The 15798-nt window shown below is 62.4% G+C and carries 14 protein-coding genes; 1 reads left to right on the forward strand and 13 read right to left on the reverse strand.

What is annotated here, in order from left to right; translation table 11 throughout:
- The 13 genes from Uis1B_RS11920 to Uis1B_RS10405 all read right to left on the reverse strand — a co-directional run.
- Nucleotides 1–1786, reverse strand: a 1786-nt coding sequence (locus Uis1B_RS11920) for an InlB B-repeat-containing protein (RefSeq protein ID WP_133124923.1), incomplete at its 3' end; no start/stop codon positions are given.
- A 607-nt stretch (nt 1787–2393) separates the two neighbouring features.
- Nucleotides 2394–2675, reverse strand: coding sequence for an HU family DNA-binding protein (locus Uis1B_RS10350; protein WP_093959424.1), 282 nt, complete (start codon nt 2673–2675; stop codon nt 2394–2396).
- Nucleotides 2676–2871: 196 nt separating this feature from the next.
- Nucleotides 2872–5364: a lysylphosphatidylglycerol synthase transmembrane domain-containing protein gene (locus tag Uis1B_RS10355; protein WP_101618066.1), complete on the reverse strand. Its 2493-nt coding sequence runs from the start codon at nt 5362–5364 to the stop codon at nt 2872–2874.
- Complete coding sequence (gene purB / locus Uis1B_RS10360) at nt 5364–6794, reverse strand: adenylosuccinate lyase (protein WP_101618103.1); 1431 nt, start codon at nt 6792–6794, stop codon at nt 5364–5366. Before purB ends, Uis1B_RS10355 begins: the two co-directional genes overlap by 1 nt.
- Before the next feature lie 80 nt (nt 6795–6874).
- Nucleotides 6875–8371, reverse strand: a complete 1497-nt coding sequence (locus tag Uis1B_RS10365; RefSeq protein ID WP_101618068.1) for an esterase/lipase family protein — start codon at nt 8369–8371, stop codon at nt 6875–6877.
- 1 nt (nt 8372) lies between these two features.
- On the reverse strand, nt 8373–8699 hold the full coding sequence (locus Uis1B_RS10370) for a hypothetical protein (protein WP_101618069.1): 327 nt from the start codon (nt 8697–8699) through the stop codon (nt 8373–8375).
- 122 nt (nt 8700–8821) lie between these two features.
- Nucleotides 8822–9442 (reverse strand): DUF6466 family protein, encoded by a 621-nt coding sequence (locus Uis1B_RS10375; RefSeq protein WP_101618071.1) that lies wholly within the window; start codon nt 9440–9442, stop codon nt 8822–8824.
- The gene (locus tag Uis1B_RS10380; protein ID WP_101618073.1) at nt 9439–10455 is read right to left on the reverse strand and encodes a vWA domain-containing protein; all 1017 of its coding nucleotides are present in this window, start codon (nt 10453–10455) and stop codon (nt 9439–9441) included. The genes Uis1B_RS10375 and Uis1B_RS10380 overlap by 4 nt, the downstream gene beginning before the upstream one ends.
- Nucleotides 10452–11576, reverse strand: coding sequence for a vWA domain-containing protein (locus Uis1B_RS10385; RefSeq protein WP_101618076.1), 1125 nt, complete (start codon nt 11574–11576; stop codon nt 10452–10454). Before Uis1B_RS10385 ends, Uis1B_RS10380 begins: the two co-directional genes overlap by 4 nt.
- On the reverse strand, nt 11573–12085 hold the full coding sequence (locus Uis1B_RS10390) for a hypothetical protein (RefSeq protein WP_101618078.1): 513 nt from the start codon (nt 12083–12085) through the stop codon (nt 11573–11575). The genes Uis1B_RS10385 and Uis1B_RS10390 overlap by 4 nt, the downstream gene beginning before the upstream one ends.
- Nucleotides 12082–13014 carry a DUF58 domain-containing protein gene (locus Uis1B_RS10395; protein ID WP_101618080.1) on the reverse strand — a complete coding sequence of 311 codons (933 nt, stop codon included), beginning with the start codon at nt 13012–13014 and terminating at the stop codon, nt 12082–12084. Before Uis1B_RS10395 ends, Uis1B_RS10390 begins: the two co-directional genes overlap by 4 nt.
- The gene (locus Uis1B_RS10400; protein WP_101618105.1) at nt 13011–14102 is read right to left on the reverse strand and encodes an AAA family ATPase; all 1092 of its coding nucleotides are present in this window, start codon (nt 14100–14102) and stop codon (nt 13011–13013) included. Before Uis1B_RS10400 ends, Uis1B_RS10395 begins: the two co-directional genes overlap by 4 nt.
- An 83-nt stretch (nt 14103–14185) precedes the next feature.
- On the reverse strand, nt 14186–14878 hold the full coding sequence (locus Uis1B_RS10405) for a uracil-DNA glycosylase (RefSeq protein WP_165782859.1): 693 nt from the start codon (nt 14876–14878) through the stop codon (nt 14186–14188).
- A 176-nt stretch (nt 14879–15054) separates the two neighbouring features.
- Between Uis1B_RS10405 and Uis1B_RS10410 the strand changes: the two genes are divergently transcribed.
- Complete coding sequence (locus Uis1B_RS10410; protein ID WP_101618082.1) at nt 15055–15723, forward strand: LytR C-terminal domain-containing protein; 669 nt, start codon at nt 15055–15057, stop codon at nt 15721–15723.
- The last annotated feature ends 75 nt before the right edge of the window (nt 15724–15798 follow it).

The following is a 15798-nucleotide window of genomic DNA, read 5'->3' on the forward strand; positions in this document are numbered from 1 at the left end:
TGTCGTGCTCCCGCTTGTTCAGCGTCCAGTTGTGGTTGCCGGATCGGCGGTTGTACTCGCGGTACACCGGACGGGCGCCGGGCGTACCCCTGCCCACGGTGACGAACGACGCGCCCCTGCTCTCGTCACGCCAACCCAGACGAACCAGCATGTTCCGCTCCGCGGCGCTGGTCGTGTAGTGGTGCAGGCCGGAGTTGCGGTTGTACACGCGGTACACCGGCACCCGCTTCACGGTAGGCTGCGCCGGCGCTGTGTTCTTCGTCCACTTGGCGGTCAGGGTGATGTTCGCGGTCACGCCGCGGTTGAAGTCCCACTTCGCGTTGCCGTAGTACCAGCCCGCGAACGTGTAGCCGCTGCGGGTCGGGTTCGTCGGCTGCTTCACCTTGCCGCCGTTGGCCACCTTCTGCGACGCGACCTTCGAGCCGCCAGCCGAATCGAACGCCACGGTGCGGTACGCCGGGGCGGGCTCGCCCTTCATCGTGAAGCTCACGCTGGCGTGCAGCGTGCCCGAGGCTCCGGCCGCGTAGTCGTACGACACCACCGCGCCCGGCTTCGCGCCGGCCACGGGCGCGATCACACCCGCACGCGAGATCGTGCCGCCCTTCACGTTCGACACCTTCGACAGGTCGAACCACGGAATCAACCGCCTCAGATTCAACGAACGCCCATCCACCGGGAACGTGCGTTGATCGTCTATATGGACATTGTCTTTCCTGTTTTGAGTGGTTTCGCGATACGCAAGCAGACGATTATTCGACACTACAGACACCCAATCCAGTTGGTTCGAGGAAGCGTCTAACGCATATAGTTGATTCCCGCTTACAAGCAATCGATATAGCTCAGCATTGTGTGACAGATCCACGTTGGTCAGGCGATTGTTTCCAATATCCAAGTACTTCAGTTTCGGGTTATGTGACACATCCAAACGGGTCAGCTGATTATCGGAAACGGCCAAAAGCCATAGTGAGGGATTACGGGAAACATCAATGACCGAAAACTTGTAGTTGGAGTTATAACCAGATGCTGACAATTCCTCCAATTTTGAATTATGGGACACATCCAGCGAGGTGAAACGATTTCCCGACACCTCTAGAAACTTCATCAAAGAGTTATGTTTTACATCCAGCGAAGTCAGCCGGTTATCGGATACATTAAGATTCTCCAGCTTCGGGTTGTGAGACACATCCAACGAAGTCAGTCGGTTACCTTGTACATCCAATGAAGCCAGCTTCGGGTTGTGAGACACATCCAGCGAAGTAAGATGGCTACCGGAATCTTCGGAAGAATCATTCGACACATCCAATTTTGATAGCTTCGGGTTGTGAGACACATCCAACGAAGTCAACTGTCCGGAAATGCTGAAATCTAATTCCGAAAGATTTGGAAAGAACTTTATCCCTTCTACCGATTTAATAGGGCTATTGAGGTGAGACTCAAACCCTATGGTGGTGTCATACCAATCTTCAATGACAGTAACGCTATTCCTTTCAGTCGCATTGAGGTCGCCATCATGGTTCTTGTCGATCACCGAGGATATGTATTTCCGAAATTTGGCATCCGGGAAATTTGCGGCGTTAATGGGGATATTTCCGGTGGCCGTCGAAGCGCTGCCATCGGCTTTGGCTGCGGCTGTTGAAGTGGCGACCGGCGCAGTCGCGGATGGCGCTGCGCTCTTCTCCGCGGCATTCGCTACGGCCCCCATCGGCAGCAGTATCGCCACCGAGGCCACGGCACCTATGCTCAGCTTCCATAGCTTACTCAGATGTATGGGATTCCCCGCACTCATGACTGAACCTTCCTTCCGGAGTTTGCTCTTCAATCCCGCGGCACAAGGCTTGAATCAGTCTTCCTGCCCATATCGTCGCAGGGAATGTCGTCGTGCAGCATTCATCCGGCATCTTCGCCGATCAGCAGCGACACTGCCGATTTCGGGTGTCACTGTCGATTCGGACGGAACGTGCCGTGCGAACATCCAGACAACACCCCCTATGCTGTCACCCCCCCCCCCGACGAGTGACGGGGCTCTTGGCGGGGGGGGGCGACGCGGCGCAACGCTCGAACCCTCATCAGTCGGCTACGCCGCCAGCTTCCCCCAGAAGGGGAAGCCGAGACGATGGCATCGGGCTAGTTCACGATATGGAAGCTGGAAAGACCGGCTCACAGGCAAGGAAGACGGAAGGTATTTCTGGCTTTTCAGGGCGGACCATTGTTTCGCTGGCCCGCTGCATACGTAAAGCCTCCCGCTGCATGCATACAACTGCATACAGTAAAGCCCTCTGTCGGTTTTTCGACAGAGGGCTTCCAAGTCTTGCGATCAGTGCGTTGGCGGCATCGACGCATTCGCGAGATCAATGCATGCGGATTGATGCGCTACGCGTCGAAAACGCTCGAATTCACTCGGCGACGGCCTTCTTCAGCAGGGAGCCGGCGGAGAGCTTCACACCGTAGCCCGCGGGGATCTTGATGGTCTCACCGGTACGCGGGTTGCGACCGGTGCGGGCGGCACGCTTCACACGCTCGGCGGAGAACACGCCGGTGAGCTTCAGGCCCTCGCCGGACTTCAGGGACTCGACGAGCACTTCCTGGAAGGCGTTGACAGCGGCTTCGGACTGTGCCTTGGTCAGGTTGGACTTCTGAGCGATCTTGGACACCAGGTCAGACTTGTTGTATGCCATAATGCTTAGTTTCCTTCTATCAGTGGCATGCCCCTCTGCGAAGCGGGGCAAACCGTGGAACACCAATGATTGTAACGTATCGGAATGGTGTTTAGGGGATTAAACGGTGAAAAATAAGGGTTTTTGATGGTTTTTCGCGCGATTTGCCGTGCTGTGGACGGCTTCGCGGCAGGCTCGCATCGCGTGGGATGGGCGACTACAGCAGATCATGCGATCCCATCCACTTCATGGCAAGCCCCCCGATCGGCAGTCGCAGCCAGTAGGTGAGCAGTCGGAACAGCAGCGTGGACGACAGCGCCACCGCGGACGGGATACCCACCGAGGTGAATCCCAGGGTCAGCGCGGCTTCGATCGCACCGAGCCCGCCCGGTGTGGGCACCGCCGCGGCGATCGTGTTGGTCAGCACGTAGATGAACACGGTTTCCAGCGGATTGGTGACCTGACCGAACGCCATCAGCGAGGCCCAGAAGCTCATGCCGAGCATGGTGGTCTGGAACAGCCATCCGATTGTGGCGATGACCAGCTTCCTCGGCTGCGACAGCAAGTCGATGAGTTGCCGGGCGTAGGTGAGCACCACTGGCAGCGCCTTGTCGATCACCAGTCGTCGGGTCGGCGGAACGATCATGATCAGCGAGATCACCGCGGCAGCCAGACCGATCACCGTGACCAGCGTATTGGTGGGGATCATGCCAGACAGCGTGTTGCGGCCGGTGAAGATGCCGATCACCAGCAGCAGGGAGGTGATCGCCAACGCCTGGATCACGATGATCGCGCTGGTGATGGCCGTCGCCGCGGAATTGCGGTACCCGCTTTTTCGTAGGAACTGCAAGGTCACCACAGCAGGTCCCACACCGGCCGGCATGGAGATGGTGGTGAAGCCGGAGGCCGCCTGCACGGCCAGGATTCCCGCGGTATAGCGTTTGTCCGGTTCGATGTACACGTACAGCGCCACCGCGGAACCGACCCACGAGAGCAGTCCGAACAGGTAGCCGAGCGCTGCCATCCACGGGTTCGCCTTGGAGACGGCGCTGATCACCTCATGCATGTTGAGCTGGGTGAACACCACCACCACGGCCACGATCAGCAGGGCAATCATCAGCACCGATTTGAGGCTGAACCGGGAAAGCGAGACCTGCGGCAGCGCCTCGGTCTCCTCGGCCGGCGCCAGTGCGCTCAGACCGTCACGTAGCTCGCGCAGGATCTGCCGGGACCAGAACTCGTCGGATTTCGTGTTCCGAGGTACGGCTACGTTCTGCACGAACGGTACCAGCGCGATCAGGGCGTCACGTCCCCAGCAGCGCTGCGCGCAGGCGATCACGCGTGCGACACTCATCCGACAGCTCAGTGCGGCAAGCATCTGGATGCGGTCTATCGACACGTTCGCCGCGCTGCTCGCATCGTCGCCGTTCTGCCATCCGGCCAGAACCAGATGGCCGCTGGTCGATCTGGCGAACGAGGCCGGTGTGATCGCACGATGGGTTACGCCCCGCTCGTTCGCGCGGCTGAGGTATTGCATCACGTCGATCAGATCGTCGTCGCTCACCTCATTCCAGTCGACCGGCGTGCATGCCGATTCCTCGGCGAACACGACGATCGAGGATTCCCCGCTTTCCGCGCGACCGTAGACGTCCGGGGTTTCCAATCCGATGTTGCGCAGCGTGAGCAGCAGGTCGACGTGGTGATGCGTGGTGGAGCTCATCGAACGGTCGGTGCGCAGGTCTACGCCGCCGGCCATGCGCAGCCACCGCCACAGTTGCGAAAGGTAGCCGGCCGTTCGGGTCTGTTCGTCTCGTACGGAGACAATGTACCGTTCGGCGTCGCGGGTTTCGGCGGTGTATATGCGTGACAGCGGTGCCAGATCGTCGATCAGGGACGGACGCCTGTCGCTCGCGGAACCGTGGATGCCTTCCCTGCGTGACAGCGACGTGACGTCAAGACCGATGGAGTTGAGGGCCTGCACCAGCTGCATGCCCCATGCCCCTTTGTTCTGAGTGCCCATGGCGAAGCGGACGACCAGTCCGATCAGGCGTCCGGCGGCCATGGCCACTACCACGCCGGCGATCGGATAGATCGAGATGATCACCATCAGTGCTGCGAGGAACACGATGGTGTTCCACCCCCATTTGACCGTGCCGCGCAGACGGTGTGGTCCGGCCGAGGTCAGGAAGGCGGCAAGACCGGCGAAGATGTCGGGCAGCAGCGGCCCCGAACCCAGAACGGCGGTGGAATCGAGCGCCAGGACGAGCTGATGGGGACCCACCGCGGCCACGATCATGCTGAGCATGCCCGCCACGCCGTATCCGAGGAACATGGAGATGATGGAGATGATGGCCTGGATCCATTCCCGGCTCACCAGCAGCTGCACCAGCACCGAGATCACCACCAATACGGTGATGATCTGCTGAAGCAGGGAAAGCGGCAGTTCGACCAGCCATCCCACGGCGGTGCCGGCATGATGGACGTCGGATTCCACGCCGCTTGAGATTCCGGTGAGATACACCGAAGCGAGCATCACCAGCACGGCGACGACGATGGATGCCGCCGCGCCGATCAGATCGGAGAAATCATGGACGCGGGTGGGTGGTACATCGGAAACGGAGACGCCGCCCTCCGCGCCGTTCGTGGCGGCGTTGATCGGAGTGGCGACGTCTTCGGTGTTGTCGTCGTTGCGATCGGCCAAGGTCGGCATCAGTCGAAGTCGACCAGCTTGCTGGCGATGCCGGTGTAGGTGGCCGGGGTGAGTTCGGTGAGACGCTTGGCGGTTTCCTCATCGAAGTCGAGCGTGGCGATGAAGCGCTCCACGTCCTGCTTCGAGATCGAATGACCGCGCATCAGCTCCTTGACCTTCTCGTATGGCTTGTCCATGCCCTTGCGGCCTTCGAGCGCCGCGGCGCGCATGGCGGTCTGGATCGGCTCGCCCAGCACCTCCCAGTTCTCGTCGAGTTCGCGGGAGATGACGATGTCGTTCGGGTGGATGGAGTTGAGTCCGCCCATCAGGTTGTTCAAGGCCAGCAGCGAATAGCCCAGTCCCACGCCGATGTTGCGCTGCGTGGTGGAATCGGTCAGATCACGCTGCCACCGGCTTTCGACCAGCGTGGCGGCCAGCGTCTCCAGCAGGGAGCAGGAGATCTCGAAGTTGGCTTCGGCGTTCTCGAAGCGGATCGGGTTCACCTTGTGCGGCATGGTCGAGGATCCGGTGGCGCCCTTCACCGGCACCTGGGCGAACACGCCGCGGGAGATGTACATCCACACGTCCACGCACAGGTTGTGCAGGATGCGGTTCACATGGCTGATCGCGGAGTAGAGCTCGGCCTGCCAGTCATGGCTTTCGATCTGCGTGGTCAGCGGGTTCCAGGTCAGGCCCATGCGGGTTTCGACGAATTCGCGGCTCACGGCGATCCAATCCACATTCGGATATGCGGCCATGTGCGCGCCGAAGGTGCCGGTGGCGCCGTTGATCTTGCCGAGATACTCCTGATCGGCGATCTTCGTCATCTGGCGGCGCAGACGGTACACGTACACCGACAGCTCCTTGCCGAGCGTGGTGGGGGTGGCGGGCTGGCCGTGCGTGAGGCTCAGCATGGCCTTGTCCTTGTATTCCTCCGCCTTTTCGGCCAGATGGTTGACGATCTGTTCGGCGGCCGGCGTCCACACGTTCTCCACGGCCTGCTTGATGCACAGCGCGTAGGAGAGGTTGTTGATGTCCTCGGAGGTGCAGGCGAAATGCACGAGCTGCTTGATGTGCGGCAGCTGCGTGTCGGCGCCCAGCGTCTCGGGAGCCTTGTCGAGCTGATCGTCGATGTAGTATTCCACGGCCTTCACGTCGTGGTGGGTCACGGCCTCGTGGGCGGCCATCTGAGCGATGCCTTCGGCGCCGAAGTTCTCGGGGATGGCGCGAAGGTATTCGATCTCCTCGTCGGTGAACGGCTTGACGCCGCCGACGATCGGACCGTTGCCCATGCCATTGGCCAGCAGGATCATCCACTCGACCTCGACGTGCAGACGTTCGCGGTTCAGCGCCGGCTCGCTCATGTATTCGGTGAGTTCGGCGGTCTGCTTGTGGTAGCGCCCGTCAAGAGGGCTCAATGCGATTGCGGGGGAGATGTCAGTCAACTTCATGCACAACACCATACGTGAAGCCGTGTACCCGTATCCGTGCTCCATGACCATGCGCGGCCGCCCCGGAATCGATCACGGAGCTATGGTTGCGATGTTGAATCCGTCGGTGATCGTGAAAGTCGTCCCCGGTAGTATCGCGTGGAGACCAACGTGCCGTTGATGGTGGCGGAGAAATGCTCCTCATGGCTTTTCAGCGACGGCGATCCAAGGGACTGCGCATCCTTCCACGCGGCCTTCATATAGTTCATGTCGTGGGTGATGAACTTGCGGTCGTCGGTGTTCGCCACCGGTGTGCCGACGGTCGATCCCATCGGTTGGCTGGTTCCCCGCACGGTGAGCCAGCTCGTCGACGCGGGGTTGCGCGACCCGTCGAGGTTCGAGACGAGTTCGTCGTTCATCTCCACGCTCGTCACCCAGGTGTCTCCGACGGGATGGTTCGCCACGGGGGATCCTGCGGTGACGATATGCCGCACGTTGTAGCGCTGCTTGCAATCCGAGGCGATCACGGCGGCCACGATGCCTCCCTGGGAATGGCCGACGATGGCCACAGGGTCCGATGGTTTGACGCCCGCCTGCCGCATGGCCTCGTCGACCATGCGGGCGCTGTCCGCCGCCATGCGCTGCTTGGCGTCCGAGCTCATCAGCTCCACGTTGGTCTGCCAGCTGAACGGTGAATCGAGATGCCCGTCGGTGCCGGGCACGGTGACCATCCATGCGGTGCTGCCGTCGTTCCTGCGATACTGCTGTATGGCGATCGATCCGTAGTCCACCTTGTTCAACCGCATGTCGTGCACGTTGACCAGCGTATCCGCGATCGTCGCCGTGCCGCCGATGCCCTTCGGCGGGTGAATCTCACGCACGTCGATGTGGTTGCCGAACAGCAGATCGTTCGCCGGCGCCGTGACGCCGGATATCCGGCCGGCGGCGTCGTTCACCTCGTCGGTGGCGAGCAGTCCCGAAAGCATCGACTTTCTGCCGGATCTGCCGGTCATGCCGGCTCCGAGGCCGGCGAGCAGTCCCTCCTGTGCCCACCATGTGCCGGTGATCGCGTACATCGGATTGAACTGTCCCTCCCGGGCCGAGCCGGCGACGATGTTGCCGGAGGCGAGCAGTGCGAGTCCGGCCGCGGCCCAGTGAGGTTTCGCCACAGCCACGGTTTGCAGGGTTTCTCCCAGAGCTCGTGCGGCGGCATGTTCGGCATGGGAATACAGCGAATAGGCGCGGATGATCCGATCGGCCATCGATCGCAGATGTTCGGCGAGCCGGTCGGCCTCGTCGGCGCATGCCATGGAACGTCCGGTGATATGCGGATAGTCGAGCGCCACATGCGTCACCGGCATACCGCCCTGCACCGCGGAGGATGCCGATGCGGCCACGCCGGCGAGTTTGGGACAGAACGGTGCCTTCGCTCGTATCTGCTGCAGGCGTATCGTGGATCCCCGCCATTCGGCTGAGATCCGGGCGAGCGCAGTGGCGGTGCCGTTCAGGGTTTCGGCCGCGGACGAGAATCGATCCAGATCAACGTCGGTTCGCGTGGCTGAGCCGCCGTATATCCGGGATTTCACATGGGCGTTCATGTCAGGCCACCGCCCCGCTGCCGTTGACGAACACCGACAGGTCGTGAGCGTTGCGTTGGGCCTGCTCGGCCAGTGTCAGAGTCTGCCGGGCCTCCTGCCGGAACAGTTCGCCGGCGGTGCCGTCCCACGACAGCGCCGATGCCATGCGCAGGGCCTGGGCCGCATCCTGCGCGATGGCCGTCGAAGAGGCGGCAAGCGATGAGAGCAGTGACCGCGACTCGGCGAGTACCGCACCGCAATTGCACGACGACGCGGCGTTGCCATGGATCGCCTGATACAGCGGTGTGCCGGGAATCGGTCCGGAGGCGTATGGGGTGAAAGCGTTCATGCGCCGATTGAACCACTATTGCTCATTGCGGGGGATGAATCGGCGTGAATGTGGTCGAACGTGTTCGACACGCCGCGGGACTGTGGATAAGTCCGGTCTTGCGGCGTGCCGGTGTGGATGAATTACCAGGGTTTCACGGTTTTGCCGCCGGAATCGGATGAACCGCTGGAGGAGCCGGTCGGCACGTTCTGCGGATCGACCTTCCGGTTGGTGACGCTGTTCTGTTTGAGCAGCTGGTCGAGCTTCTGATCGTTTTTCGCATCGTTCGACGAGTTCGACGGGTTCGACGAGGAGGAACCGGAGGACTGCGCCGACTTGAGCGTGGCCGAGTCGGCGTTGTCGGGACCTTTGGCATCGGCTTCGATCCGGTCGGTCAGGCGTTTCGATTCGGCCGCGTTGGCGTTGATCGTGGCCCGTACTGATGGGAGCTGCAGCAATGAAAGCGTCTGCGCGTCGCGGAACTGCGCGTCGGTGGCCTGCTGGGCGTTCCTGAGCTTGTCGAGATCCGGCGCCTCCTTCGCATACGCCGCAATGGAGGCGTTCAGGCTCGTCACGGCCGAATTGTTCACCGCCAGTGCGCGCCAGTTCACGGCGGCGACCGCGGCGGCCAGCGCCAGCACGACCGCCACGACGATCAGCACGAGACGAACCTTCAGCGAAGCCTTGGGGGCTCTGATCGACTTGGGTGTTCTCTCCGTCGTCCCGTTGCCGGCTCCGGCGGCGTTTCGATGGTTCGCGTTCACAGCAGCCTCCTCGATTTCGCCATCCAGTCCAAGGCCTCCCACACCAGCAGCGCGCACAGTGCCGCGGCGAACGGCCATACCACCGGCACCGTATGCGTCCGGGACTTGTGGGTCTGCGTCATGCGATAATCCTTCGAGGCCTCGGCGGCATCCTGCTCGCCGATGACCCGGTTCGCATCCACATGCACGTATGATCCGCTCATCTCATCGGCTATGGCCTTGAGGTTCTTTTCGTCCAGCTTCGAAACGTCGGGGCTGCCGGTCGAGGGATCCTTCACGTATTGTCCGGCGATCACCTTGCCGTCGTCGCCGATCCGCGGGATGTTGCCGCCTGCCGTCGAGCCGACGCCCACGCTGATGCCGGTGTCGGCGTAGGCGCGCAGCGACGAGAACGTGCGTCGGGTCTGGTTCGTGTTCTGCTCGCCGTCCGAGATGTACACCACGATGATCGTGTCGTCCGGATGCTGTTGCCGTACGGTTTTCATCGTTGGCAGCAGCACGTCCACGGCCTTGTCGAGGTTCGAACCGGACGATGTCGACGTCGGCTCCGCCTGCAGGGTGCGCGCCCAGTTGTCGATCGCTCGCGCATCGGGGGTGATCGGCACGTCCAACGTGGCCGAGGTGCCGAATCCGATCGCCGCGAAACTGGCGTCCGGATACCGTGCGGTCACATCGTTGACGACTTTGCCGGCCGCCTCCAGACGGGTGATGGCGCCGCCGCCGTAATGGGCGTCCTTCACGGCCATCGAACCGGTTACGTCCACGGCGATGAACACGTCGGTGGCGTTCACGGCCCTGCTCTGCGTGCGCACCACCGTACTGGGGGTGAGCAGCATGACGGCAAGTACCAGCGCGATCAGCAAGCGCCTCGTCCAGCCGAGCGCCGTGGCATCGGTGTCGGGCCGCTGACGCCACGCATGGACCATGCCCGCGACGGCCAACGTCACGATGGCGACGGCGAGAACGGGGGAGATAACCCATCCGAACATGGGGGAGAGGGTCAGTTCGCTCATCGGCGCAACCTCCATGCCATGATCATGAATCCGGCGAACAGCACCACCAGTGCGGGCACCCAGTATTCGGGCGTGTCCACCAGATTCGACCGCTGATCGCTCTCATCGGTTCTCGTGCGCTGGGAATCGATCTGCCGCACCAGCTGTCCGACGGTCGAGTTCGATGACTGGGTGAGGAAAATGCCGCCGTGCGATTCGATCTGGTCCTTCATCTGCTGGGCGGTGGCCTCGTTGTTCGTCTCCTTGGCGCCCGAATAAAGCCCGTCCACCGTGATCGACGATCCCCTCGTCAGGTCAAGCGCCTGATCGAGCCGATACATCGGCGTTCCGGAAAGCACGTTGTCGGTGGCCAAAACGATCGACCCGTTGCGATCGGCATTGCGATCCGAACCGGATGCGGAATCCTTGCCGTCTGTGCCGTCTGTGCCGTTCACCGAAAACTCCGGCAGCATCGCCGCGCAACTGACCAGACCGTCGCCGATCAGGGAGGTGACGTCCGTGCGGTTCTGCGTGCCTTCCAGCCAGTCGGAGACCTGCTGATACTGTTTGTCGCTCATCTTGTCGATGCTGTCCTGATCGATGACCCCTTTCAGAATGCCGTCGGCGTAGGCGAGCTGACGTTCGACCAGATCATAGTCGTCGGTAAGCGGAAACACCGTGCGCGACGTGGAGTTGAAGATGCTCAGACCGATCCGCTCTCCCTGAAAATGCTTGACGAGTTCGCGATAGGTGGCGATCACCTCGCGGTCGTACGGCAGCGTGGAGCCGGAGACGTCGAGGCACAGCACGATGTCCCTGGTGGACGTGGTGCTTGACTCCGAATCGATCCGGGAAGGGCGGGCCAGCAGCACGAATCCCAGAACGAGGCACAGGGCAATCAGGCATGCCGCAAGCCGGTTCATCGTCTTCCAACGTTTCCACAGCGCATCGGCATGCTCGGTGGCCATGTCCTGTTCGAGATTCCATACGACCGCCGCGTCGGTATCCTTAAGACGGCGAGCGACGGTCTGCGGGTTGCGGGCATGACGGTCGAACGCCTTCCATGCGAGAAAAATCACAAGGGCCGCGAGCGCCAAGGCAAGCAGCGCCCAAGGCCAGCGCAGCGTGATCCAATTCGTCATGACCGCCACCTTTCCACCAGATTGGCCACCCAGCCGGCCGCGGTGTCCACCGAGGTCTCGCGCACCTGGGCGTTGGTGAGCGCATCGGCGAATTCCGGCGGATACAGCGCGGCGATGGTCTGCCGCAACAGATCGACCCCCTTCGCATTGCCTGATGAACGGGGCACGCGGCTGAGTTCGGAAAGCGTATGGTTGGTCACGTCCCGTCCCAGCCGTTCGCTGGCGAACCGGCGAGCCACGGTGGCCAGCTCACGGAAGGCGTCGTCCTGCGTGATCGTCCCGGAGTGGTATCGGCGGCGAACGTCATCGATGGCCGTCAACCATTCGCTTTTGCCGGTGCCGCCGCGATGGGCGCCGGTGACGACGGTCGCCTGCTTCCGGGGCGTGGAAAGCACCGCCGCGACGATCACAATCAGCAGCGCCAGCGCGGTCAATGCCGCCACGGCGACCATGAACACCGTGACGTCGGAGGTGGCGATCGGCTCGAAATCCTTGGCTGCGAACGTCATCGAAGACCTCCGATCGGCATGGCGGAACCCTTGGCCAGCGTGTTGGAGACCAGTGAAACGAATTCGTTGAACATCTGCTCGCTCGAACCGCTGCGGATCATCGTGGCCCTTGCCCGAACCAGCTCATGCTCCAGCGATGAGGAGACGAACTCCCTGTGCGTGGAAACGTCGCGGGCCGTCTGCTCGCGACGCATGAACGCGGGAAGACGTCGGCCGTCTCGGGCGTCGATCACATGGTCGAACCGCTCGCTGATCTCGAATGGGTTTAGCACGGAAACGCTTACCACCACCAGCGGATGGGTCTGGCATATCGTGCGCAGGGTCTTCATGTGCCGTTCGGACCATGCCGTCTCATCCGTGGCCAGAACCACCATGGCACGACGATTGCGGATTCTGCTCGCATAGTCGATCATCGCGTCGAAATCACGCGGACGGGTCATCTCCCTGTTCAACAGACCATCGAAGACATGCTCGAACCGAGCGAATCCGCCGTTGAACGGCACTCGAGTGATATTGGCCGAATCCCCGGTCACGATGGACAGGTCGTCGCTGCGGCGCAGCGACAGCATCGCGAACATGCGCAGGGCGTTGGCCGCCACGTCCACGGCCCGCTCGCCATTCGGACACAGCCCGTTCATCTCCCGCCCGACATCCAGCATCAGCCAGATGTTGCCGGTGCTTTCGCGTTCCTTGTCCACGATCATCGGACGGGCGCTGCGGGCGCTGGCCTTCCAGTCGATCAGTCGCGCCTCCTCGCCCGGTTCATAGGGCCGGATATCGAGATAGTCGTAGCCGGAGCCCCGGCGGGAGGAGGGATGTTCACCCTCCAATACGCCCAGCGCACGGATCACGGTAGGCAGCGACAGACGGGTTCCCAGAGACTCGATCTTGTGACGGATCGAATCGGTGGGGGTCTCGGTCCGGATCATGGTACGGGAACCGCCTCGATCATCGAATCGATCACCTGATCCACGCCCACGCCTTCGGCCAGAGCCTCGAAGGTGAGCAGAATGCGATGGCGAAGCACTTCATGGGCGAAGGTCTTGATGTCCTCGGGGATCACATAGTCGCGTCCGGACAGCAGCGCATGGGCCTGTCCGATGCGGATGAGGGCGATCGACGCTCGGGGACTGGCGCCCAGACGCACCAGATTCGACAATCCCTTGATCGGACGGGGGCCTCCTCCGCGGCTGGTCTGCGCCAGATCGACCGCATACTTCATGATCGGCTGGGACACGTGCACCTTGCGGGCGCTGGAACGCAGGAACTCCACATCGCCGATCGTGATGGCGGTCGGACTCACCGTCATATCCTGCTGATCGGTTCCGCGCCCGGTGAGCAGACGGAGCATCGAGATCTCATCGGCTTCGGAGGGATAGGTCAGTACCGTCTTCATGAAGAAACGGTCCATCTGCGCTTCGGGAAGATTGTACGTGCCTTCCTCCTCGATGGGATTCTGCGTGGCGATCACCATGAACGGCTTCGGCAGGCGGATGCGCTCGCCGCCGATGGTGGTGGCGCCTTCCGCCATGGCCTCCAGCATCGCGGACTGGGTTTTGGCCGAGGAACGGTTGATCTCGTCCAGCAGCACGAAGTTGGCGTGGATCGGACCAATCTGCGTGCTCATCTTCTGCGTGGCGAAATCGAAGATCTGCGTGCCGACGAGATCGGCGGGCATGAGATCCGGTGTGCACTGGATGCGCTTGAACGTGCCGGAAACCGACGTGGCAAGGATCTGCGCCGCGGTGGTCTTGGCCAGACCGGGCACCGATTCGATCAGAATGTGTCCGCCTGCCACCAGCGTGACGATCAGCGATTCACGCAGCTTGCCTTGGGCTACAAGACCCTGGGCGAAATGGGCTCGGATGCGGTCGGTGAGGTCATGCGCTCGCTGGATGTCATCTCGACTGACCGTACTTACGGATGCGGCGCCTACGGATGCGGCGCCGAAGGTCGTGGTGGGGATCGACGTCGTCGCGTCGGTCGACTGCACGGGACGTGGGGGGAATAAAGCCATGATCTCCACTGTAACGTGTCCCATGACAGCGCCCGATCGCACTGTGATGGCGTCCGGGGTTTCGCGCCGGGTCGGCCGAATCCTTACAGCGACCAGTCCACCGGGGTGGCTCCCATGCGTTCCAGCGCCTCGTTCGCCTTGGAGAACGGTTTGGAGCCGAAGAAGCCGTATCGTGCGGAAAGCGGGCTGGGGTGAGGGGATTTGATGATGACGGCATGCTGCAGCAGCGGTTCCAGCGTCTGGGCCTTGCGGCCCCAGAGGATCGCGACCAGCGGCATGGGGTCGCCGTTGGCGTCCGTTCTGGCGTCGAGTGCGGCGATGGCGGCGTCGGTCACCTGCTCCCAGCCCTTGCCCTGATGGCTTCCGGGGCGGCCGACCTCCACGGTCAGGCATCTGTTGAGCAGCATCACGCCGCGTTTCGTCCACGGCGTAAGATCGCCGTTCGGCGGCTGGGGAACCTGCACGTCATCCATCAGTTCGGTGTAGATGTTGCGCAGGGATCCGGGCAGTGGGCTGACCTTGGGGTCGACGGAGAAGCTCAGGCCCACCGGATGGCCCGGAGTGGGATAGGGATCCTGACCGACGATGAGCACCTTGATCGAATCGAAGGGGATGGTGAACGCGCGAAGGATGTTATGGCTGGCGGGCAGGTAGCGCCGCCCCGCGGCCAGTTCGGATCGTAGGAAGTCGCCCATGAGATGGATCTGCGGCTCCACGTCCTTCAGCGCCTCGGCCCATCCGGCCTCCACCAGTTCGTCAAGATTCTTGATCGGCATGGACTCCACTGTAACCGTGACGCATGTCATCGTCGCTCCGGTCATCGTCGCTCCGGCGCTCATCGCGGGCTCGTGCGAGAACCGATCCGGTGTGCATAATGGGTGCAAATCGCGTGTGCGCTTTGGGTGCGAGGCCTTGTGCGGCTACACTCAACTTTGGAAAGTGAGGAGCTCCCATGAACGAAAAGAAGCCCGCGGCATATCCGACCGACGAGTTCGATAATCCGCCACAGGGGCCGGTCGGTCTGCACCGAGGCCCTCGCAGCTTCGGTGCCCGTGCGCTGCCGTATCTGGTGGTGGCGGTCGTGGCTGTGGTCTGCGGACTCATCGTGTTCTTCTGGGCGTCCGGCACGTTCGCCGGCAACGGCTCCGCATCCTCGTCTTCGTCCTCGTCCTCGCAGACGGCGAGCGCTCCCGCATCGTCGTCGAAGTCCGCCGAGGCGTCCGGCACTGCGTCGGCGGCACCCTCCTCAAGCGCGGCTTCGGCTGCGAGCCCTTCGGCTTCGGCCAGTCAGTCGGTTTCGGCCAGTCAGTCGCCGAGCCAGTCGCAGTCTTCTTCCCCTGCGGCCGCGGTGAACAAGGCCTCCTCCGTGGTGGTATACAACGGCACCAGCCGTACCGGTTATGCGGCGCAGCAGGTGGCGGTGCTCCAGCAGGCCGGATACACCTCGGTAACGCCGTCCAATCCGCGTAACCGCAGCACTCTGCCGCAGAACAGCACGGTGTGGTATCAGAGCGAGGCCGATCTGGCCACGGCGCAGGACATCGCCGCGAAGCTCGGTATCGCTCAGGTGGCGCAGGTCACTACGCTTGGCACCCCTGTCGCCGTCGTGCTGATGCAGTGATTCCCGGACGCTTTCGCGCTCGCGCGACGTCTGTGCGCCGAATACGAATCGCCATGATGGGTTCCCCGTCTCCCC

Origin of the sequence: Bifidobacterium margollesii (genome assembly GCF_002860355.1) — a bacterium.
Classification (GTDB): Bacteria; Actinomycetota; Actinomycetes; order Actinomycetales; family Bifidobacteriaceae; genus Galliscardovia; species Galliscardovia margollesii.

Bases quoted from the DNA above. Each gene is read 5' to 3' on its own strand.
- Uis1B_RS10405 (WP_165782859.1), bottom strand. From the start codon at position 14,878: ATGCCGATCAAGAATCTTGACGAACTGGTGGAGGCCGGATGGGCCGAG.
- purB (WP_101618103.1), bottom strand. From the start codon at position 6,794: ATGAAGTTGACTGACATCTCCCCCGCAATCGCATTGAGCCCTCTTGAC.
- Uis1B_RS10350 (WP_093959424.1), bottom strand. From the start codon at position 2,675: ATGGCATACAACAAGTCTGACCTGGTGTCCAAGATCGCTCAGAAGTCC.
- Uis1B_RS10400 (WP_101618105.1), bottom strand. From the start codon at position 14,102: ATGGCTTTATTCCCCCCACGTCCCGTGCAGTCGACCGACGCGACGACG.
- Uis1B_RS10365 (WP_101618068.1), bottom strand. From the start codon at position 8,371: ATGAACGCCCATGTGAAATCCCGGATATACGGCGGCTCAGCCACGCGA.
- Uis1B_RS10370 (WP_101618069.1), bottom strand. From the start codon at position 8,699: ATGAACGCTTTCACCCCATACGCCTCCGGACCGATTCCCGGCACACCG.
- Uis1B_RS10385 (WP_101618076.1), bottom strand. From the start codon at position 11,576: ATGACGAATTGGATCACGCTGCGCTGGCCTTGGGCGCTGCTTGCCTTG.
- Uis1B_RS10355 (WP_101618066.1), bottom strand. From the start codon at position 5,364: ATGCCGACCTTGGCCGATCGCAACGACGACAACACCGAAGACGTCGCC.
- Uis1B_RS10390 (WP_101618078.1), bottom strand. From the start codon at position 12,085: ATGACGTTCGCAGCCAAGGATTTCGAGCCGATCGCCACCTCCGACGTC.
- Uis1B_RS10395 (WP_101618080.1), bottom strand. From the start codon at position 13,014: ATGATCCGGACCGAGACCCCCACCGATTCGATCCGTCACAAGATCGAG.
- Uis1B_RS10380 (WP_101618073.1), bottom strand. From the start codon at position 10,455: ATGAGCGAACTGACCCTCTCCCCCATGTTCGGATGGGTTATCTCCCCC.
- Uis1B_RS10410 (WP_101618082.1), top strand. From the start codon at position 15,055: ATGAACGAAAAGAAGCCCGCGGCATATCCGACCGACGAGTTCGATAAT.